21 protein-coding genes are annotated in these 20,677 nt (G+C 66.5%); 15 read left to right on the plus strand and 6 right to left on the minus strand.

The window, feature by feature from the left end; translation table 11 throughout:
• Positions 1-225 precede the first annotated feature (225 nt).
• The 3 genes from AC13GI_RS02075 (at position 226) to AC13GI_RS02085 (ending at position 2,744) form a co-directional block, all read left to right on the plus strand.
• Entirely contained in the window at positions 226-993 is a 768-nt protein-coding gene (locus AC13GI_RS02075) for a sulfurtransferase (protein WP_482995349.1), read from the plus strand.
• Positions 994-1,184: 191 nt separating this feature from the next.
• Positions 1,185-2,180 (plus strand): LLM class flavin-dependent oxidoreductase, encoded by a 996-nt coding sequence (locus tag AC13GI_RS02080; protein ID WP_099783538.1) that lies wholly within the window; start codon positions 1,185-1,187, stop codon positions 2,178-2,180.
• A 66-nt stretch (positions 2,181-2,246) separates the two neighbouring features.
• Positions 2,247-2,744, plus strand: coding sequence for a pyridoxamine 5'-phosphate oxidase family protein (locus AC13GI_RS02085; RefSeq protein ID WP_099820081.1), 498 nt, complete (start codon positions 2,247-2,249; stop codon positions 2,742-2,744).
• A gap of 238 nt (positions 2,745-2,982) precedes the next feature.
• Here the strand turns inward: AC13GI_RS02085 and AC13GI_RS02090 are convergent, their stop codons facing one another.
• Together AC13GI_RS02090 and AC13GI_RS02095 are read right to left on the minus strand one after the other, a co-directional pair.
• Complete coding sequence (locus AC13GI_RS02090; protein ID WP_482995350.1) at positions 2,983-3,636, minus strand: exopolysaccharide biosynthesis protein; 654 nt, start codon at positions 3,634-3,636, stop codon at positions 2,983-2,985.
• The gene (locus AC13GI_RS02095; protein WP_223880018.1) at positions 3,620-4,924 is read right to left on the minus strand and encodes a hemolysin family protein; all 1,305 of its coding nucleotides are present in this window, start codon (positions 4,922-4,924) and stop codon (positions 3,620-3,622) included. The genes AC13GI_RS02090 and AC13GI_RS02095 overlap by 17 nt, the downstream gene beginning before the upstream one ends.
• Before the next feature lie 292 nt (positions 4,925-5,216).
• Between AC13GI_RS02095 and AC13GI_RS02100 the strand changes: the two genes are divergently transcribed.
• Complete coding sequence (locus AC13GI_RS02100) at positions 5,217-5,843, plus strand: DUF47 domain-containing protein (protein ID WP_025878890.1); 627 nt, start codon at positions 5,217-5,219, stop codon at positions 5,841-5,843.
• A 13-nt stretch (positions 5,844-5,856) separates the two neighbouring features.
• Positions 5,857-6,978, plus strand: a complete 1,122-nt coding sequence (locus tag AC13GI_RS02105) for an inorganic phosphate transporter (RefSeq protein WP_265953508.1) — start codon at positions 5,857-5,859, stop codon at positions 6,976-6,978.
• A 341-nt stretch (positions 6,979-7,319) separates the two neighbouring features.
• Here the strand turns inward: AC13GI_RS02105 and AC13GI_RS02110 are convergent, their stop codons facing one another.
• From AC13GI_RS02110 to parE, 3 genes are all read right to left on the minus strand, one after another.
• The gene (locus AC13GI_RS02110; protein WP_380656495.1) at positions 7,320-8,816 is read right to left on the minus strand and encodes a S10 family peptidase; all 1,497 of its coding nucleotides are present in this window, start codon (positions 8,814-8,816) and stop codon (positions 7,320-7,322) included.
• A 98-nt stretch (positions 8,817-8,914) separates the two neighbouring features.
• On the minus strand, positions 8,915-9,493 hold the full coding sequence (locus AC13GI_RS02115) for a GNAT family N-acetyltransferase (protein ID WP_380656493.1): 579 nt from the start codon (positions 9,491-9,493) through the stop codon (positions 8,915-8,917).
• 153 nt (positions 9,494-9,646) lie between these two features.
• The gene (parE, locus tag AC13GI_RS02120; RefSeq protein ID WP_380656490.1) at positions 9,647-11,536 is read right to left on the minus strand and encodes a DNA topoisomerase IV subunit B; all 1,890 of its coding nucleotides are present in this window, start codon (positions 11,534-11,536) and stop codon (positions 9,647-9,649) included.
• Between the two features lie 160 nt (positions 11,537-11,696).
• Here parE and AC13GI_RS02125 point away from each other — a divergent pair, with 160 nt between their 5' ends.
• The 10 genes from AC13GI_RS02125 (at position 11,697) to truD (ending at position 19,591) form a co-directional block, all read left to right on the plus strand.
• On the plus strand, positions 11,697-11,930 hold the full coding sequence (locus tag AC13GI_RS02125) for a hypothetical protein (protein WP_089240228.1): 234 nt from the start codon (positions 11,697-11,699) through the stop codon (positions 11,928-11,930).
• A gap of 401 nt (positions 11,931-12,331) precedes the next feature.
• The gene (locus tag AC13GI_RS02130) at positions 12,332-13,996 is read left to right on the plus strand and encodes a CTP synthase (protein ID WP_100464696.1); all 1,665 of its coding nucleotides are present in this window, start codon (positions 12,332-12,334) and stop codon (positions 13,994-13,996) included.
• 88 nt (positions 13,997-14,084) lie between these two features.
• Positions 14,085-14,915, plus strand: a complete 831-nt coding sequence (gene kdsA, locus AC13GI_RS02135; RefSeq protein ID WP_099820088.1) for a 3-deoxy-8-phosphooctulonate synthase — start codon at positions 14,085-14,087, stop codon at positions 14,913-14,915.
• Positions 14,912-15,259 (plus strand): hypothetical protein, encoded by a 348-nt coding sequence (locus AC13GI_RS02140; RefSeq protein ID WP_482995351.1) that lies wholly within the window; start codon positions 14,912-14,914, stop codon positions 15,257-15,259. Before kdsA ends, AC13GI_RS02140 begins: the two co-directional genes overlap by 4 nt.
• Positions 15,259-15,591 (plus strand): hypothetical protein, encoded by a 333-nt coding sequence (locus AC13GI_RS02145; protein WP_482995352.1) that lies wholly within the window; start codon positions 15,259-15,261, stop codon positions 15,589-15,591. The genes AC13GI_RS02140 and AC13GI_RS02145 overlap by 1 nt, the downstream gene beginning before the upstream one ends.
• Before the next feature lie 97 nt (positions 15,592-15,688).
• Entirely contained in the window at positions 15,689-16,981 is a 1,293-nt protein-coding gene (gene eno, locus AC13GI_RS02150; RefSeq protein ID WP_089240235.1) for a phosphopyruvate hydratase, read from the plus strand.
• A 4-nt stretch (positions 16,982-16,985) separates the two neighbouring features.
• Positions 16,986-17,336 (plus strand): cell division protein FtsB, encoded by a 351-nt coding sequence (gene ftsB, locus AC13GI_RS02155; RefSeq protein WP_482995353.1) that lies wholly within the window; start codon positions 16,986-16,988, stop codon positions 17,334-17,336.
• Positions 17,333-18,031, plus strand: a complete 699-nt coding sequence (gene ispD / locus AC13GI_RS02160; protein ID WP_100464707.1) for a 2-C-methyl-D-erythritol 4-phosphate cytidylyltransferase — start codon at positions 17,333-17,335, stop codon at positions 18,029-18,031. Before ftsB ends, ispD begins: the two co-directional genes overlap by 4 nt.
• A 34-nt stretch (positions 18,032-18,065) precedes the next feature.
• The gene (ispF, locus tag AC13GI_RS02165; protein WP_089240241.1) at positions 18,066-18,563 is read left to right on the plus strand and encodes a 2-C-methyl-D-erythritol 2,4-cyclodiphosphate synthase; all 498 of its coding nucleotides are present in this window, start codon (positions 18,066-18,068) and stop codon (positions 18,561-18,563) included.
• Positions 18,560-19,591, plus strand: a complete 1,032-nt coding sequence (gene truD, locus AC13GI_RS02170) for a tRNA pseudouridine(13) synthase TruD (RefSeq protein WP_482995354.1) — start codon at positions 18,560-18,562, stop codon at positions 19,589-19,591. Before ispF ends, truD begins: the two co-directional genes overlap by 4 nt.
• Positions 19,592-20,038: 447 nt before the next feature.
• Here truD and AC13GI_RS02175 read toward each other — a convergent pair whose 3' ends face one another.
• A complete protein-coding gene (locus tag AC13GI_RS02175; RefSeq protein WP_099820096.1) occupies positions 20,039-20,578 on the minus strand; it encodes a Smr/MutS family protein in 540 nt (179 codons plus the stop codon).
• Positions 20,579-20,677 lie beyond the last annotated feature (99 nt).

Here is a 20,677-nt window from a genome sequence, read left to right on the forward strand (position 1 = left end):
GGGGGGGGGGCGGCCGCCGCGGCCCCCCGCCCCCCGGGGCGGGGGGCGCCCCCCCCCCCCCCCCCCCCCCCCCCCCCCCCCCCCCCCCCCCCCCCCCCCCGCCCCGGACGCGTTCCGGGTGCTGTCGGTAGATGTCGACCTTGGTCGACGCTGTGGTAGATCCACGCCATGCGTGGATGAACGGTGGAGGCTGATACGGGGGCGGTCAGGCGGTAAAATGGCGGGATGATCGCCAATACCGCTGCCTATCATTTCGCCGTCATCGACGCTCCCCAGGCCCTGTGCGACCAGCTGCAGGCGCGTGCCGAGGCGGCTGGCCTGCAGGGCACGATCCTGGTGGCGGGCGAGGGGCTGAACCTGTTCCTGGCGGGGGCACCGTCTGCTGTCGATGGCTTCTACGCGGAACTGCGTGCGGATGCGCGCTTCGCCGACATGCGGGTCAAGACCAGCTTCAGCGAGCACCAGCCGTTCGCGCGGCTGAAGGCCAAGGTCAAGGATGAGATCATCAGCTTCCGCCGGGACGATGGCCAGCCGCTGGACTACCCGCGCGCGCCGGCGATCGATCCTGCCACGGTGCAGCGCTGGCTGCGGCAGGGGCACGATGATGCCGGCAAGCCGGTGGTGATGCTTGATACGCGCAACCTGCAGGAAGTCGAGTACGGCACCTTCAAGGACGCGCTGGTACTGCCCATCCACAAGTTCACCGATCTGCCCGAAGCACTGGCACCCCATCGCGAGGCGCTGAAGGACAGCACCGTGGTCAGTTTCTGCACCGGCGGCATCCGCTGCGAGAAGGCGGCGCTGTGGATGCTCAACGACGGCATGGACAACGTGCTGCAGCTCGATGGCGGCATCCTCGGTTACTTCGAGGACGTGGGCGGCGAGGGCTACGAAGGCCGCTGCTTCGTGTTCGACGAACGGGTGGCGCTGGATGCCGAACTGAAGCCGCTGGTGGACGAACCGTTGCCGGAACCCCGCCCCAGCGCGTTCTGACCCGCCTTGTGTAGAGCCGAGCCCACGCTCGGCTGCTGTGCACCAGGGAAATGCAGCCGAGCGTGGGCTCGGCTCTACACAGGCCGGTGGCGCTGAATCCGTCCCACAGGAATCAGCGTCCCGCCACCGGCACTGGCCGTGGGGGCAGGGCGACCCCATCAACAGGGGATCCTGTAACGGAAAACCGCCTGATGATCCCGTTGTCGATCCTCGACCTGGCCCCGGTCTGCGAGGGCAGCGATACCACTGCTGCCTTCGCCAACATGCTCGAACTGGCCCAGCATGCCGACGCGCTGGGCTACCGCCGCTACTGGCTGGCCGAACACCACAACATGCCTGGCATCGCCAGTGCCGCCACCGCGGTGCTGATCGGCCATGTGGCCGGTGGCACCCAACGCATCCGTGTCGGCGCCGGCGGCATCATGCTGCCCAACCATGCACCGCTGCAGGTGGCTGAGCAGTTCGGCACGCTGGCCTCGCTGTACCCGGACCGTATCGACCTGGGCCTGGGCCGCGCACCGGGTACCGACCAGCCGACCGCGCGCGCCCTGCGCCGCTATTTCGACAGCGCCGACCAGTTCCCGCAGGACGTGCGCGAACTGCTGCACTACTTCGAACCGGTGCAGCCCGGCCAGGCGGTGCAGGCGGTACCGGGTGGCGGCCTGCGGGTGCCGACCTGGATCCTTGGTTCCAGCCTGTTCGGCGCGCGCATGGCCGCCTCTATGGGCCTGCCGTACGCCTTCGCCTCGCACTTCGCGCCCGATTCCATGGATGAAGCGCTGGCGGTGTACCGCCGTGAATTCCGCCCTTCGGCCACGCTCAAGCAGCCGCACGCGATGCTGGCATTGAACGTGGTGGCCAGTGACAGCGAGGCCGAATCGCGCCGGCTGTTCACCAGCCAGCAGCAGAGCTTCGTCAATCTGCGTCGTGGCCGTCCGGGCAAGATCCCGGCGCCGATCGACGACATCGAAGCGTTCTGGGAGCCGCACGAGAAGCTGGGCGTGGAGCGGGCGCTGGCGTGCACGGTGCTGGGTGATCCGCAGCAGGTGGCCGATGGCATCGCAGCCTTCGTCGAACGCCACCAGCCCGACGAACTGATGCTTACCGCCAACCTGTACGACCATCGCGCGCGCCTGCGTTCGTTCGAGCTGGCGATGCAGGCCTGGCACGCCCGCCACGCGGGCTGAACAATTGCGTCACGGCAATTTGCGGCGCGAACGCGTCTGATGGGGTTCCCCTCTCTGGAGTCCCCCATGGACGAGTCCCGCACCGAACACATTGCCCAGCTGGCCGAACTGATCAAGGACGTGGAGGTGGCGATGTTCACCACCCGCGGCGTCGACGGGCGTCTCTACAGCCGCCCGCTCGGCACCCAGCAGGTCGCCTTCGATGGTGACCTGTGGTTCGCCACCGCTGCAGACAGCCCGAAGGTGGCGGAGATCGCGCTCGACCCACGGGTGAACGTCGCCTATGCCTCACCGTCGAAGAACACGTATGTCTCGGTGGCGGGTGTGGCGCGCATCGTCGATGACCGCGCCAAGGTCGAAGAGCTGTGGTCGCCGGCGATGAAGCTGTTCTTTCCCGGTGGCCCCGATGATCCGAAGCTGCGGCTGATCCACGTACGTGCAGAAACTGCCGAGTACTGGGACGGGCCGGGCACGCTGTTGGGCTCGGCCCTCAGTTTCGTGTTGTCGGCCGTGCAGGACGAGCCGGCCCGGTTGGGTGACAACGGCTTCATCGACCTGCGTTGAGGTGCCGCATCCACGCATGGCGTGGATCTACTGGGTTCAAGGTAGATCCGCGCCAATCGTGGATGCGCGCGATCGAAAGTAGATCCACGCCGTGCGTGGATGAACGCGATCGAAAGTAGATCCACGCCATGCGTGGATGAACGCGGTTCAAGGTGAATCCACGCCGCGCGTCAATGCACCCGGTCCAAAGTAGATCCACGCCATGCGTGGATGGGAATCGCGCGGTAATTGCCTGCGCTCAGAACCAGCGCTGGAACAGTTCGACGGTGTAACCCACCAGTTGCCCGGAACTGAAACCAAAGAACGCGATCGCCACCACTGCAGCCACCCAGTTGAACAACATCAGCGCACCGTCGCGCTCGAGCAGCGCCAGCGCGAACAGCAGCAGCTGGAAACCAAACAGGTAGTTGGTGAATGGAATCGGCAGCGACAGCAGCAGGCCCAGCAGCACCAGCAGCAGGCCGCTGAAGGCGTGGGCGGGGGCAGGCGTCAGCATCTCTGGCATGCGCGGCTTGAGCATGCGGTCGAGGCGGCGCAGGGCACCGTCGATGCGGTCCAGGAACCGGTGCATGGTGCCGCGCTTGGGCCCGCGACGGGCGATGAACCCGGGCAGCCAGGGCCGGCGCATGCAGAACAGCATCTGCAGGCCGATCAGGATCACCAGCGGCCCACTGACCGCGCCGCCCAGCCCCGGGATGGGGATGAAGGCCGGCAGGATGGCGACGAACAGGAATACACCGAAGGCACTCTGCTGCAGATCCTGCAGGATCTGCCCGAGCTTCATGTGCTGGGCCGGGTCACCGAAGGCGAACATCGCCAGCAGGGTGCGGATGCCCTCGTTGCGGTATTCCGGTGGCGCAGCGCCGGGGCCGGACTCAGGCGGTGAGCTCATCGGCCTGCTCGTCGGACAGGGTGCGAAGCAGCAGCTTGTCCACGCGCGCGCCGTCCAGATCGACCACCTCGAAGCGCCAGCCGGCCCAGTCGAAGTACTCGCCCGCGTGCGGGATGCGGCCGAAGAAGTGGATGCACATGCCAGCCAGGGTGTAGTAGTCGCCATCCTCGGCGTCGGGCAGGTCGTTGCTGCCGATCAACTCGCGCAGATCCTCGATCGGCAGCGAGCCGTCCACCAGCAGCGAACCGTCTTCACGGGTCACCACCAGCGCGTCTTCGTCGGCATTCTCCGTTGCCTGCAGGCGGCCGACCACCGCGCCCATCAGGTCGCTGATGGTCACCAGGCCCTGGATCTCGCCGTACTCGTCCACCACCAGCGCCATTGACTGCTGTTCTTCGCGGAAGATCTCCAGCAGCTTCATCGCATGGGTGGATTCAGAGACGTACAGCGGCTCGCGCAGGGTCTGGAACAGCGCGTTGTCGCCGCGCGCCATGCGCGTGGCCAGCGATTTCAGCTCAAGCACGCCGACCACGTCCATGTCGTTGTCGCGGTACACCGGGTACCGCGAGAACTCATGCTCGGCCATGATTTCCAGGTTCTTGTCCAGCCCACCCAGCGTGTCCAGCCAGGCGATCCGGTTGCGCGGGGTCATCAGGCTGTCGGCGGTACGGTCGCCCAGGCGCATCACGCGGTTCATCATGTCGCGTTCGTGGCTGTCGATCACGCCGGCTTCGTGGCTCTCGGCCACCAGCATGCGGATCTCTTCTTCAGTGACCGAGGCGACCTCGTCCTTGCCCAGGCCGAACAGGCGCAGCACCAGCTGGGTGGTCTTGGACAGCAGCCAGACGAAGGGGAAGGCCAGCTTGGCCAGCCAGCTCATCGGCAGCGCCACCAGTCCAGCGATGTCCTCCGAGCGGGTCAGGGCCAGGCGCTTGGGCACCAGTTCGCCGAAGATCAGCGTGATGAAGGTGATGAAGGTGACTGCCAGCGCCTTGCCAACCGCGCCGGCATAGGCGAAGCCCGGCATCAGCCCCTGGATCCAGCCGCCGATGGCCTCGCCCAGCGCTTCGCCGCCGAGGAAGCCGGTCAGCACGCCGATCACGGTGATGCCGATCTGTACGGTGGACAGGAACGCTTCCGGCTTCTCCGACAGCTCCAGTGCCTTGGCCGCGCGCTTGGAGGTGCCGGCCAGCTGCTTCAGCCGGCTCTTGCGCGAGGTCATGACCGACATCTCGGACATGGCAAAGAAGCCGTTCAACAGAACGAGCGCGAAGACAATCAGGATCATTTCAAACACGGGCATCGTCCCCGGTTGGTGACAGGGAGGGCGGGTGCTTGCGATGGCGGCAGGCGCTCAGGAACGGGGTCCGGCGCGGCGCTGGGGGATAAGGGTCGTCGTCCATAAGGTGCGCCCGAAGACGCGCTGGCATCTTAGCAAAGGGCCGTGGCTGGGTGGCAAATGCCTGTTCAGTTTTGGGCCTTCCAGCCCCGAAAAGGGGGCAGGGATACCCGTGATGGTCATCTAGCCGTCATAATTCGCCCTGGTGCCGTCCTTCCCGCGACGGCTGACAGGTTTCTCAATGTTCTCTCTGCAGACCATTTTCGGTTCCGGCAAACAGTTCTACACCCTGCTCGATGAGGCTGCCGTCGCGGCTTCCGATGCCGCCAAGGCACTGCATTCGATGCTGCGCGACGCCGATCGCCAGCCCGCCCTGGATGCCTTCAAGCTGGCCCGTCTGCGCGAACGCGCGGCCTCAGACAAGATCAGCCAGGCGCTGGTGGACAGCTTCATGACCCCGATCGAGCGCGAAGACATCGAAGCGCTGGGCTCGGCCCTGTACAAGATTCCCAAGCAGATCGAGAAGTTCGCCGATCGCTATTCGCTGGCCACGACCCACCTGGAGCACATCGACTTCGCGCCGCGCGCGGCGATGCTGGAGCAGGCCGCCGGCGTGGTGGTGGAGATGGTCGCCGACCTGCGTCACATGAACCTGGACCGGATGACCGCGCTCAACGAGCGCCTGCGTTCGCTGGAAAACGAAGCCGACCGCCTGATGCTCGAGCTGTACCGCGACATCTACTCCGGTCGCCTGGACAACCTGCAGATGTTCCTGCTGAAGGAATTCTTCGAGATCCTGGAAAAGGCCATCGACCGCTGCCGCGAAGCCGGCGTGGTGGCGTACCAGATCGTGTTGAAGAACAGCTGACGGACGCCACAGCATGCTGACCCTCGTCCTGGTGGTGATCCTGGCCGCGCTCGTTTTCGAGTTCATCAACGGCTTCCACGACACCGCCAACTCCATCGCCACCGTGGTGGCGACCAAGGTGCTCTCGCCCGGTTGGGCGGTGATGCTCGCCGCGTTCATGAACCTGCTGGGCGCACTGACCGGCACCGCCGTAGCCCTGACCATCGCATCGGGCCTGCTCAACACCAACGTGGTCGAGGTGACCCCACAGGTGATCCTGTGCGCGCTGCTGGGCGGCATCATCTGGAACCTGATCACGTGGTGGAAGGGCCTGCCGTCCTCGTCCTCGCACGCGCTGATCGGCGGCCTGTGTGGTGCCGGCCTGGCCGCAGCCCACAACAACTGGGATGCGCTGATCTGGTCGGAACGCTTCGGCAGCTGGGTGCAGAACAAGGGCCTGCTGTGGAAGGTGTTCGTGCCGATGATCACCTCGCCGATCGCCGGCTTCCTGCTCGGCATCGTGGTGATGGTGCTGCTGTGGGCATTGATCGCAGGCCTGGCCAAGATCGGCGGCGCGATCGGTCGGCTGGCACGCCCGCGCATCGTCAATGCGTTCTTCGGCAAGGCACAGATCGCCTCGGCGGCCTACATGGGCTTCGCCCACGGCCACAACGATGCGCAGAAGACCATGGGCATCATCGCCATGACCCTGATCGGTGCCGAAGCGACCGGCGCGTTGAACGACCTGCCGTCGTGGCTGGCCTTCATGCATCCGGACGCGCACGCCGGTGATGGCATCGCCATGTGGATCGTGCTGACCTGCGCGGTGGTGATGGCCGCCGGTACCGCCTCGGGCGGCTGGAAGATCATCAAGACGCTGGGTCACAAGATGGTCAAGCTGCACCCGATCCACGGTTTCGCCGCGGAAACGAGCTCGGCCACCGTGCTGACCGTGGCTGCCCACTTCGGCATGCCGGTGTCGACCACTCACAGCATCTCGACCGCGATCATGGGCGTCGGCTTTGCCAAGAACCCGCGTTCGCTGCGCCTGGGCGTGATCGAGCGCATCGTCTGGGCCTGGATCCTGACCATCCCGGCAGCAGGCGGCTGCGCCTACCTGATCCTGAAGCTGTTCGAGCTGTTCGGCTGGGCCTGAAGCCCGAGGCATTGGGGTCAGAGCCCTTCCCTACGGGAAAAGGATCTGACCCCGGCAAATCAAAAAGCCCGCCGGATTCCGGCGGGCTTTTTCATGGGCAGATCATTTTCCCGTATCCACGCATGGCGTGGATCTACTGCAGGTCGCGTGAACCTGCCAGCGACGGGGTGGGGTGGGTGTGCAGGACCGTTGGCGCCATGGATGGCGCCATCGAGCCCCCAAGGACGGGTTTACGGCGTGTCCTGCACACCCACCCCATCCCGCCGCCCTCCAGAGACCGAGCCTTTGCCGTTGCTCCGGCCTCTGCGGGTGCCGGGCCGCAGGCCCGGCCCACACCCCCCTCAATTACGCTGGAACAACGCCTGCACATCCCTGCGGAACGCCGCCTGGCTGTCCGCCCGGCTGTAGAACATGTGCCCGCCCGGATAGCTGCGCACCTGCACGCGGTCCGGATTGCTGCCCATCGTCGGCATCTGGTCCACCGTCAGGATCGAGCCCATGAACGGGCACGACAGGTCATTCCAGCCGTGCACGATCAGCACCTGCAGATGCGGGTCGATCGCCACGGCCTGGCGCAGCTGGGTCACCGCGCCCTCGCGCAGGTCGCCATTGCGATCCCACAGACGGTTCACGTCGTAGTTCAGCGCCTGGTAGCGCGCATCTACCTTCCAGCCGACCTCTCGGGTGACGAAGTCGACCATCGCGGTGGTGGTCGGCGCGATGATGCTGTCCAGCAGCGGATCGTTGGCGCGCTGCTCCGGATCGTTCGGGAACGGATCGAACGCGGTGACGTTGGAGTCGTAGCGGCTGCCCAGCGTGCCCTTGTCGCGGAACACCTCGCGCAGGTAGGCCTGGGTCTCCAGGCGGCCGCCGGCGCGGCGCACGAACTGCGGGTCCAGGCCGGTCAACGCGGCCACCCGGCGCAGCATCGCCTCGGTCGCCTGCGGATCACTGCGGCCCTTCATCAACGCAGTGGCGTAGTCGCCGCGGGTGTACTCCACCACCTCGCGCATCGCCGCGTCGGTCAGCTTGCCCTGGCGCTCCAGGTGCGCGGCCGCGATCGAGGGCAGGGTCTGCATCCACGCCATCGGCGAAACATCGGCGTTGTCTTCCAGTGTCGGGCTCAGGTACGGCGACACCAGCACCAGGCCGTTCATCGCCACGCCCAGGCGGGTCTGCAGGAAGTGGGTGATGCGCGGGCCGCGGTAGCCGCCGTAGCTTTCGCCGGTCAGGTACTTGCGCGATGCCATCCGCTGGTTGCGCAGCAGCCAGTCGTAGATCGAGCGCGACAGGTACTCGATGTCGGCGCTGGGGGTGTACAGCTGCTTCTTCGCTTCGTCATCGCCGATGCGCGCGCGGCTGAAGCCGGTGCCTACCGGGTCGATGAACACCAGGTCGGTGAAGTCCAGCCAGGTGCCGGGGTTGTCGTGCAGCTTCGCTGGCGCCGATGCGCTGTCGCCTTCCGAACCGAAGGTCACCACCTTCGGGCCGATGGCGCCCAGGTTGAGGTACACCGACGACGCGCCGGGGCCGCCATTGAGGGCGAAGGTCACCGGCCGGTCCTTGCCCGGCATCGTGTAGGCGGTGAACACCACATCGGCGATCACCTTGCCCTTCGCATCGCGTACCGGCAGTGTGCCGACGGTGGCGGTGTAGTCGAGGGTGCGGCCCGCCAGGCGCATGCTCTGGCGAGCCGACGCATCGGCCGGCAGGGGCACGGCTTCGGTCTTTTCTTCTTTCGTTTCGGAGGCGCTGTCAGCAGCAGGAGCGGCCAGCGCGCAGGCAGGGGCGATCAGCAGGCCGACGCAGAGCGCGGCAGAGTGCAGCAGGAACTTCATGGCACCGGAACGGCAGCGGAAGGGACCCCGATGCTAGGACGGGGTGCCGCCTGCCGTATGTGTCCAAAGGCATGGGCCAGCGTTGCGGCCTGATCCGGTCAAGCCGAGGTGGCAGCTCGCGCAGCGTCATCGGCCAGCAGCCCGTACACGGCCGAGTCCGCCAGTTCACCGCGGATGCGCCAGCGCTGCCGCAGCAGGCCTTCGCGGTGGAAACCCAGGCGCTCGAGCACATGTGCCGAGGCCTGGTTGCGTGGGTCGATCTCGGCTTCCACCCGATGCAGTTGCAGCGTGTTGAACAGATAGTCCAGCACCCGCTGCAGCGCTTCATGCATGTAGCCATGGCCCTGCCTGCCAGGTGCCAGCAGATAGCCTATTTCGGCGCGGGCGGCGTCGCGATCCAGCGCAAACACCACGCAGATGCCCAGCAGCGGGCCGTCCACCGATTCGCGCAGGGCCAGCTTCAATTGCGTGCCGGTCGCCTGTGCGGCGAGGTCATCGTCGATCTGCGCGCGTGCTTCGGCGGGACGCGTCCACGCCGGGTGGTGCCACCAGTGCATCACGTCCGGGTCGGACTGCAGGGCGAACAGGGCCGCGGCGTCATCGCGGCGGATGGGGCTCAGCACCAGGCGCGCGCTGTGCAGCGGCAGCCCGGGAAACAGCAGCGAGTTGGCGGGCAATGGGGTCGTCCACGCGGATGAGCGCGCATTATGGACCCGCAGGGTTTGCCGATGGGGGTGTGATGTCTGTAGAGCCGAGCCGATGCTCGGCTGCCCGGCACGGCGCGAAATGCAGCCGAGCGTGGGCTCGGCTCTACAGGAGGGCCGCGAGCGTCAGACTTCCAGCGAAGCCAGATCGCCCTTGCTCTCCAGCCAGCCCTTGCGATCCGACGCGCGCTTCTTGGCCAGCAGCATGTCCATCAGCGAGCTTGTCTGCTCGCGATCGTCGACGGTCAACTGCACCAGGCGACGGGTGTCCGGGTGGATGGTGGATTCACGCAGCTGCGGCGGATTCATCTCGCCCAGGCCCTTGAAGCGGGTCACGTTGATGGCGCCCTTGATCTTCTCGCGTTCGATCTTGTCCAGCATCGAGCGCTTCTCTTCCTCATCCAGGGCGTAGAACACCTGCTTGCCCACGTCGATGCGGAACAGCGGCGGCATCGCCACGAACACGTGGCCGGCATCGACCAGCGCCGGGAAGTGCTTCAGGAACAGTGCTGTCAACAGGGTGGCGATATGCAGGCCGTCCGAGTCCGCGTCGGCGAGGATGATCACCTTGCCGTAGCGCAGGCCGCTGATGTCCTCCTTGCCCGGGTCGCAGCCGATGGCCACCGCCAGGTTGTGCACTTCCTCCGAGGCCAGCACGCTGTTGGAGGACACTTCCCAGGTGTTGAGGATCTTGCCGCGCAGCGGCAGGATCGCCTGGAAGTCCTTGTCGCGGGCCTGCTTGGCGCTGCCGCCTGCCGAGTCGCCCTCGACCAGGAACAGCTCGGTGCGCGACAGGTCCTGGCTGATGCAGTCGGCCAGCTTGCCGGGCAGGGCCGGGCCCTGGGTGACCTTCTTGCGGACGACCAGTTTCTCGGTCTTCAGGCGCGCGCTGGCGCGCTCGATGGCGATCTGCGCGATCTTCTCGCCCAGCTCCACGTTCTGGTTCAGCAGCAGGCTGAACGCATCGTGCGCGGCGCCTTCGACGAAGCCGGCGGCCTGGCGCGAGGACAGGCGTTCCTTGGTCTGGCCGCTGAACTGCGGGTCGGTCATCTTCAGCGACAGCACGAACGACACGCGGTCCCACACGTCTTCCGGGGCCAGCTTGACGCCACGCGGCAGCAGGTTGCGGAAGTCGCAGAACTCGCGCAGCGCTTCGGTCAGGCCGGTGCGCAGGCCGTTGGCGTGGGTGCCGTGCTGCGCGGTCGGGATCAGGTTGACATAGCTTTCCTGCACCAGCTCGCCTTCCGGCAGCCAGGCCACGGCCCAGTCCACGATCTCGGTGTCTTTCTTCAGGTTGCCGACGAACAGCTCGGCCGGCAGCATCTCGCGATCGCCCAGCTCCAGCTTCAGGTAATCGCGCAGGCCGTCTTCGTAGTACCAGGTGTCGACTTCACCGGTGGCTTCGTCGGTCAGCTTGACGGTCAGGCCCGGGCACAGCACGGCCTTGGCGCGCAGCAGGTGCTTGAGCGCGCGCACGGCGAACTTGGGCGTATCGAAGTACTTCGGGTCCGGCCAGAAGCGCAGGCGGGTGCCGGTGTTCTTCTTGCCGACGGTGCCGACCACTTCCAGCGGCGAGGCGCGGTCGCCGTTGCGGAAGGTGATGCGGTGTTCGGCACCTTCGCGCTTGATGTGGATTTCCACCAGGGTCGACAGCGCATTGACCACGCTGACGCCGACGCCATGCAGGCCGCCGGAGAAGGTGTAGTTGTTGTTGTTGAACTTGCCGCCGGCATGCAGGCGGGTAAGGATCAGCTCGACGCCCGGGATCTTCTCTTCCGGATGGATGTCCACCGGCATGCCGCGGCCGTCATCGCTGACCTCCACGCTGCCGTCCTTGAACAGGGTGATCTCGATCGAGCGGGCATGGCCGGCGAGGGCCTCGTCCACCGAGTTGTCGATCACTTCCTGCGCCAGGTGGTTCGGGCGCGCGGTGTCGGTATACATGCCGGGGCGGCGCTTGACCGGGTCAAGGCCGGACAGGACTTCAATATCGGCGGCGTTATAGCGGGCGTTCATCTGTCTTCGAAAGCGTGGAGCGACGGGCAAGTGTGCGGTCTGGACCGGGAATTTGCACGCCTGCGGTTCAGCCTCGTTGGCGGGGAGGGGGTAAAATGGCAGCCGCTGGAACCGAACACCGGCGCCCCCCACATCCGAGCCATACCGCGAGGAGGACTCCATGAAGAAGTTGCTGACCATTGCGATCCTGGCTGCCGCCGCTGTTGCAGTGCCGATGGTGCTGGCGCAGAACGCCGGCCAGCCTGCTCCGCAGCAGGGTGACCAGGCCGACAAGGCGCAGTCTGAAGCCGACGCCAAGGCCAAGCGCCGCGCGCAGGCCAATGCCGAGATGAAGGCCAAGGGCCAGCCGGTCCCGCAGCAGGAAGAAGAGGAAGAGGCACGCAAGAAGAAGTAATTCTTCTGCCCCTGCGAAGCCCTTGCCACAAGGGTTTCACCCTTGAACGCCCCGCCCAGCGGGGCGTTTCTTTTTGTCGATGGCGCCATCTGCCCCTTGGGTTGGCGGCCATCTATCTGTAAACTATGGCTTTCCGGGAGTAAGTGCGTGTCCACCATTTGCGAATGGGCTGGCACGGCCAAGCGTGGCCTCCAGCAAAGCGGGTCGCAGGTGACGGTCGAAGTGACCGGCACGGCCGCCCCGACCTCGCAGGGTGGTTCCCCGTTGGCGCCTGGCGCCGGCCGGGCCCGCACCTCCCTCGCTGCACCAGCGAACCGGAAAACCCCCTTTCTGCTCCACGCCCGCCCCCCGGGCAGGCGTGGCGCTGCCGTTTTCCATTTCCAGACAGGATGCTTGCAGCCATGACTCCCTTGATTTTCGTAACCGGCGGCGTGGTGTCCTCGCTCGGCAAAGGTATTGCCGCCGCGTCACTGGCCGCCATTCTCGAAGCGCGTGGCCTGAAGGTCACGATGATGAAGCTCGACCCGTACATCAACGTCGACCCGGGCACCATGAGCCCGTTCCAGCACGGTGAGGTGTATGTCACCGACGACGGCGCCGAGACCGATCTCGACCTGGGCCACTACGAGCGCTTCGTGCGCACCCGCCTGAGCCGCAAGAACTCGGTCACCACCGGCCGCATCTACGAAGAGGTGATCCGCAAGGAGCGCCGCGGCGACTACCTGGGTGCGACCGTGCAGGTCATTCCGCACATCACCGACGAGATCCGTCGCTGCATGGACGAAGCCACCGAGGGCTTCGACGTGGCCCTGGTGGAGATCGGCGGCACCGTCGGTGACATCGAGTCGCTGCCGTTCCTGGAGGCGATCCGCCAGGTGCGCACCGAGCGTGGCCCGGAAAAGGCACTGTTCATGCACCTCACCCTGGTGCCGTACATCGCCGCCGCGGGTGAACTGAAGACCAAGCCGACCCAGCACTCGGTGAAGGAACTGCGCTCGATCGGCATCCAGCCGGACGTGCTGCTGTGCCGTTCGGAACAGCCGGTACCGGATTCGGAGCGTCGGAAGATCGCCCAGTTCACCAACGTCTCCGAGCGCGCGGTGATCAGCGTCCCCGACGTCGATGTGCTGTACCGCATTCCGATGGGCCTGCACGCGCAGGGCCTGGACGAGATCGTCATCAACCAGCTGAAGCTGGCCGACAAGGCCGGCCCGGCCGACCTGTCGATGTGGGAAGACGCCGTCGATGCCACCCTGCATCCGCTGGATGCGGTGACCATCGCAGTGGTCGGCAAGTACATCGACCACCAGGACGCCTACAAGTCGGTCGGCGAGGCACTCAAGCACGGTGGCCTGCGCCAGCGCACCAAGGTCACCCTGAAGTGGCTGGAAGCGCAGGACCTGGAGGGCAGCGACATGTCCGCGCTGGCCGATGTCGACGGCATCCTGGTGCCGGGTGGTTTCGGCGACCGTGGCTTCGAAGGCAAGGTGCTCACCTCGCAGTACGCCCGTGAGCAGAAGGTGCCGTACTTCGGCATCTGCTATGGCATGCAGGCTGCCGTGGTCGACTACGCGCGCCACGTGGTGGGCCTGGAAGACGCCAACAGCACCGAGAACGACCGCCAGTCGCCGAACCCGGTGATCGGCCTGATCACCGAGTGGCGCACCGCCACCGGCGACGTGGAAAAGCGTGACGACAAGAGCGACCTCGGCGGCACCATGCGCCTGGGCCTGCAGGAACAGCGCCTGAAGCCGGGCACGCTGGCCCGCGAGCTGTACGGCAAGGACGTGGTCGCCGAGCGCCACCGCCACCGCTACGAATTCAACAACCGCTACCGCACCCAGCTGGAAGACGCAGGCCTGGTGATCGCCGGCAAGTCGATGGATGACACTCTGGTGGAAGTGGTTGAACTGCCGCGCGACCAGCATCCGTGGTTCCTGGCCTGCCAGGCGCACCCGGAATTCCTGTCCACCCCGCGTGATGGCCACCCGCTGTTCATCGGCTTCATCCGTGCCGCGCGCGAGCGCAAGGCCGGTGGCAAGCTGCTGCAGGAAGTGCGCGCCTGACTTGTCATGGGGGCCGCCGGCCCCCATCTTGCTCGCTTCAACCCCAGCGCACCGGCACTGCCGGTGTAGCGGACAACAAGGAAACGCCATGAAACTGTGTGGATTCGAGGTCGGGCTGGACCAGCCCCTGTTCCTGATCGCCGGCCCCTGCGTGATCGAGTCGATGCAGCTGCAGCTGGATACCGCCGGCAAGCTGAAGGAAGTGACCGACAAGCTCGGTGTGAACTTCATCTTCAAGTCCAGCTTCGACAAGGCCAACCGCACCTCCGGCACCGCCTTCCGTGGTCCGGGCATGGAAGAGGGCCTGAAGGTCCTGGCCGAGGTCAAGAAGCAGATCGGCGTGCCGGTGCTGACCGACGTGCACGAGTACACCCCGATGGACGAAGTGGCCTCGGTGGTGGACGTGCTGCAGACCCCGGCGTTCCTGGTCCGCCAGACCGACTTCATCCGCAAGGTGTGCGCGGCCGGCAAGCCGGTCAACATCAAGAAGGGCCAGTTCCTGGCGCCGTGGGACATGAAGCCTGTTGTCGAGAAGGCCAAGGCCACCGGCAACGAGCAGATCATGGTCTGCGAGCGTGGCGCCAGCTTCGGCTACAACAACCTGGTCAGCGACATGCGTTCGCTGGCGGTGATGCGCGATACCGGCTGCCCGGTGGTTTTCGACGCCACCCATTCGGTGCAGCTGCCGGGCGGCCAGGGCACCAGTTCCGGTGGCCAGCGCGAGCATGTGCCGGTACTGGCGCGTGCCGCGGTTGCCGTGGGCATCTCCGGCCTGTTCGCCGAGACCCATCCGGACCCGTCCAAGGCGCTGTCCGATGGCCCCAATGCGTGGCCGCTGGATCAGATGGAAGCCCTGCTCGAGACCCTGATGGAGCTCGATGCGGTGACCAAGAAGCACGGCTTCTCGCGCTTCGCGTGAGTCAGCACCCGCAGGCGGCGCTGGAGATCCAGCGTCGTCGCCGGCACTGGCGGCAGTGGCCGTGGGGCCCGATCGCACTCGGTCTGGCCTTGCTTTCGGTATCCGGCGTATTCGCCATCGGCATGCTGTTCGGTGCCGGTATGCGTCCGTCCAGTGCGGGCGGCCCGGTAGTGAACCTGCTGCCTTTCGTCATCGCGCTGGCGGTGGCCGAAGTGCTGACCATTTCCGCAGGGTTTTCCGCCGCGGTGCTCGGCTGGCGCCTGAACCGGGGCAGGGTCACCGCTGCACTGGCGATGGTCCTGCTGTCGCTGTGGTTGGGCATCCTGCTGCACGATCTGCTTTGATGAATACGACACCTGAACCCTCGCGTAGTCGCCCCTGGGGCCTGATCGCCCTGTTGCTGTCGGTGCTCGCCTGGGGCGCGTTGCTGCTGGGCGTGCTGGCCTTCGCCGCCAGCTTCCGGCCGCCGGGGGATGGCAACAACGGCGTGCAGGCTGTGCAGTACTGGATGCTGGGCGCGTTGGTTACGCTGGTGCTGTCTTTCGCAGGCAGCCTGGGCGCGATGGTGATGGCCTGGCGACGGCGGCGCGGACCTGTGTGCGCCGCCATTGCCGGTGCGTTGCTGGTGCTGCTGGTGTCGCTGGTGATGATCGTGATCGGGTCCAGCTGGGGCTGATGCCGCTCAGGCCATTTGGCAAGTGAGGGGTAGCCGGGGATAATCACGCGGCATTCGTTTTTGTCGCCCCCTCTCCATACAGGTAACCGGCCCGACCATGAGTACGATCCGCAGCATCCATGCCCGTGAAATCCTCGACAGCCGTGGCAACCCCACGCTGGAAGCCGAAGTCACCCTGGAGGACGGTTCGTTCGGTCGCGCCGCGGTTCCCTCCGGCGCATCGACCGGCACCAAGGAAGCGGTGGAGCTGCGTGACGGCGACAAGACCCGTTACCTCGGCAAGGGCGTGCGCAAGGCCGTCGACAACGTCAACGGCGCCATCGCCAACGCACTGAAGGGCTTCGAGGCCACCGACCAGGCCGGCCTGGACCGTCGCCTGATCGATCTGGATGGCACCGAGAACAAGGGCCGCCTGGGCGCCAACGCACTGCTGGGTGTTTCCATGGCCGCCGCGCACGCCGCCGCTGCCTCCAGCAAGCAGGCACTGTGGCAGTACCTGGCCAGCAAGACCGGCGCGACCCCGTCGCTGCCGGTGCCGATGATGAACATCATCAACGGCGGCGCGCACGCCGACAACAACGTCGATTTCCAGGAGTTCATGGTGCTGCCGGTCGGCTTCACCTCGTTCTCCGAAGCGCTGCGTGCCGGCACCGAAATCTTCCATTCGCTGAAGTCGGTGCTGAAGGGCCACGGCCTGAGCACGGCGGTGGGCGACGAAGGCGGCTTCGCGCCGGACTTCCGCAGCAACGTCGAAGCACTGGACACCATCCTCGAAGCCATCGGCAAGGCCGGCTACACCGCCGGTGAAGACGTGCTGCTGGGCTTGGACGTGGCCTCCAGCGAGTTCTTCGAGAACGGCAAGTACAACCTGGTCGGCGAGAACAAGCGCCTGACCTCCGAACAGTTCGTCGACTTCCTCGCCGACTGGGCCGCGCAGTACCCGATCATCACCATCGAAGACGGCCTGGCCGAGAACGACTGGGCGGGCTGGAAGCTGCTGACCGATCGCATCGGCAAGAAGGTGCAGCTGGTCGGCGACGATCTGTTCGTCACCAATCCGAAGATCTTCCAGGAAGGCATCGATTCGGGCACCGCCAACGCGATCCTGATCAAGGTCAACCAGATCGGCACCCTCAGCGAAACCCTGGAAGCGATCGCCATGGCCGACCGTGCTGGTTACGCCGCCGTGGTCTCGCACCGTTCGGGTGAAACCGAAGACACCACCATCGCCGATATCTCGGTGGCCACCACCGCCACCCAGATCAAGACCGGCTCGCTGTGCCGCAGCGATCGCGTGGCCAAGTACAACCAGCTGCTGCGCATCGAGGAAGCTCTCGGTGCCGGCGCGCGTTACGCGGGTCGTGACGCGTTCGTGTCGCTGAAGCGCTGAGCCGATGCGCAACTGGCGCTGGCTGCTGCTGTTGCTGGCCCTGCTGCTGGCATGGCTGCAGTACCGTTTCTGGTTCGGCCCGGGCAATTCGGGTGAAGTGATGATGCTCGAAGCCCAGGTCGCCAACCAGGAGCGGGACAATGACGGTCTGCGGCAGCGCAACGATGCGCTTGCCGCTGAAGTGAAGGACCTCAAGGAAGGCCAGTCCGCCATCGAAGAACGCGCGCGCAGCGAGCTGGGCATGATCAAGCCTGGCGAGAAGTTCTATCGCGTCGTGGAAGATGCACCCGTGCATCCGGCGCAGCCTGCGCCGGTCACGGCGCAGGCCGGTGACCATCCGGCGGACGTGCCATGAGCGCGGCGATCTGGGTGGTGGTTCCGGCCGCAGGGCGCGGCACGCGTTTTGGTGCGCCGTTGCCCAAGCAGTACCTGCAGGCAGGCGGGCAGACCCTGCTCGCCCATACCCTGGACACGCTGCTGGCACACCCGGCCGTGGCCGGGGCGATGGTGGTGATCGGCGCGGACGATGCTGACTGGCCGGGCTGGACCGAATGGGCCGGCAAGCCGGTGCTGACCTGCACCGGTGGCGCCACCCGCGCCGCCTCGGTGCTGGCGGGGCTGCAGGCCCTGCCGGACAGCGTGCGTGCCGATGAATTCGTGCTGGTGCACGACGCGGCGCGTCCGAACCTGTCGCAGGCCGATCTTGGCCGCCTGCTGGAAGTAGGGCGTACCGACCCGGTCGGCGCCATTCTGGCCGCGCCGGTGCGCGACACGCTCAAGCGTGCTGGCGACGATGGCGGCATCGATGGCACCGAGCCGCGTGAGCGCCTGTGGCGCGCACTGACGCCGCAGCTGTTCCGTCGTCACCAGCTGATCCGCGCCTTGTCCGAAGCGGCTGCTGCCGGCGTCGACGTCACCGACGACGCCATGGCCATGGAGCGCCAGGGCCAGCGCCCGCTGCTGGTGGAAGGCAGCGAGGACAACTTCAAGGTCACCACCCCGGCCGATCTCGATCGTTTCGAATTCGTACTCTCCCGCCGCGCCGGCTGACCGCCCGCGCGGCCCTGCTGCAAGGGCTGCATCCATGAGCACCTCCCCGTTCCCGCCCGTCCGTATCGGCCAGGGCTACGACGTCCATGCCTTCGGTGAAGGCGACCACATCATGCTCGGCGGCGTTGCGGTGCCGCACAGCTGCGGCGTGCTTGCGCACAGCGACGGCGACGTGATCCTGCACGCGTTGTGCGACGCCATGCTCGGCGCGATCGCGCTGGGTGACATCGGCCAGCACTTCCCGCCCAGCGATGACCGCTGGAAGGGCGCGGACAGCAGCGAGTTCGTGCGCCACTGCGACAGCCTGCTGCGCGAGCGCGGCTGGCGTGTCGGCAACACCGACATCACCGTGATCTGCGAGCGGCCCAAGGTCGGCCCGCATGCGCTGGCGATGCGCGAGCGCATCGGTGAACTGCTGCAGCTGCCGTTGGATGCGGTCAGCGTCAAGGCCACCACGTCCGAGAAGCTGGGCTTCACCGGGCGGGGCGAAGGCATCGCCGCGCAGGCCGTCGTTCTGCTGGTGGCGGCATGATTCCGTTGCCGCTCGCGTTCGGCGCGCCGCTGCTGCAGGCGCGCATCCGCACCACGCCGGAAGATTTCCAGGTCGATGAACTGCCGGCTTTCGAGGCGACGGGGGAAGGCGAGCACCTGCTGCTGCATATCCGCAAGCGTGGCGCGAACACGGTGCATGTGGCCAAGGTGCTGGCCAAGTGGGCGGGCCTGCCGGAAATGGCGGTCAGCTATGCCGGCATGAAGGATCGCAACGCGGTCACTACCCAGCGTTTCAGCGTGCACCTGCCCAAGCGCGTCGCGCCGGACCTGGCCGAACTGGCCGGTGACGAGATCGAAGTGATCGAGTCCACCTGGCACAACCGCAAGCTGCAGCGCGGCGCGCTGGCCGGCAACCGCTTCAAGCTGGTGCTGCGCGATGTGCAGGGAGATGCGGCGGCGATCGACGAGCGCCTGCAACAGATCGCCACGCGCGGCCTGCCGAACTGGTTCGGCGAGCAGCGCTTCGGTCGTGATGGCGGCAATGTTCCTGCGGCGCTGGCGATGTTTGGCGGCCGACGCATGCGCAAGGACCAGCGGTCGCTGCTGTTGTCGGCCGCCCGTTCGGCGCTGTTCAACCGGGTGCTGGCCGCGCGCGTGGAGCAGGGCAGTTGGGACCAGCCGCTACAGGGTGAAGTGTGGATGCTGGATGGCAGCCGCAGCGTGTTCGGTCCCGAGCCGTACAGCGACGTGCTGGCCGAACGCCTGGCGCGCTTCGACATCCACCCCAGCGCGCCGCTGTGGGGCGAGGGTGAGCTGCGCAGCACTGACGCCGCCCACGAGCTGGAACTGGCGGCGCTGGACGATGACGAATCCAAGGCGCTGCGTGTCGGTTTGGAAGAAGCGCGGCTGAAGCAGGAGCGGCGCGCGCTGCGGCTGCGTCCGGCGCTGTTGCAGCACCAGTGGCTGGCCGCCGACGTGCTGGAGCTGTCCTTCGCACTGCCGCCGGGCTGCTATGCCACGGCCGTCCTGCACGAGCTCGGGCCGGTCGAAGACGCTTCGCAGGCCTGACGGAAATAGTGGCGGAGGAAAGTAGATCCACGCCATGCGTGGACGGGCCGCCAGTAGATCCACGCCATGCGTGGCTGGGCCGTCAGTAGATCCACGCCATGCGTGGACGGGCCGTCAGTAGATCCACGCCATGCGTGGACGGGCCGCCAGTAGATCCACGCCATGCGTGGATGAATCGCCAGTAGATCCACGCCATGCGTGGATGAATCGCCAGTAGATCCACGCCATGCGTGGATGAATCGCCAGTAGATCCACGCCATGCGTGGCTGGGCCGTCAGTAGATCCACGCCATGCGTGGATGGGCCGTCAGTAGATCCACGCCATGCGTGGATGGGCCGCCAGTAGATCCACGCCATGCGTGGATGGGCCGTCAGTAGATCCACGCCATGCGTGGATGGGCCGTCAGTAGATCCACGCCATGCGTGGATGAATCCCACCGGCAAAACGTCAGCGCCGCGCCAGCAGCACCAGCACTGCACCGGTGCCGCCTTGCCCGGTCGGGGCCGAATGGAACGCCAACACGTCGTTGCGCAGGCGCAACAGTCGGTCCACCAGGTTTTTCAACACGGGCGCACTGCCATCGGACTGCAGGCCCTTGCCGTGGATGATGCGCACGCAGCCGTACTCGTGGGCGTGCGCCTCCAGCAGGAACTGGCGCAGCATCGCCTCGGCCTGCGCGGCAGTGGCGCCATGCAGGTCCAGCTCGTCCTGTACCGAGTACTGCCCGCGCTTCAAACGCTGGAACAGGCGTGGCGGCAGGTTGTCGCGCCGGTAGCTGGCAACGTCGCCCGCTTCCAGCGGCGCGTTGTCGCGCAGCAGCCGGGCGAACTCTCCGGCAGCTTCGGCGTCGTCGCGCTCGGCCATGCGCGCGCGCGGCTTGGGGCGCGGCGCGGCGGGCGCGGGCTCCACTTCCTTGCGCAGCGGCGTCACTTCGCCGATGGCTGCACGGAACAATGCAGCCGGGTCTTCGTCTTCAGGGTGCGACATGCGCACAGGTTAAACCGCCTGTGCGGGTCTGCCTATGACCGTTTGATGTCGGCCGTGACCGCAGACAGGGTAGGACCCAGCGCCCGCTTGCGGCACAAT

It is taken from the genome of Stenotrophomonas sp. 82F1 (genome assembly GCF_056861525.1).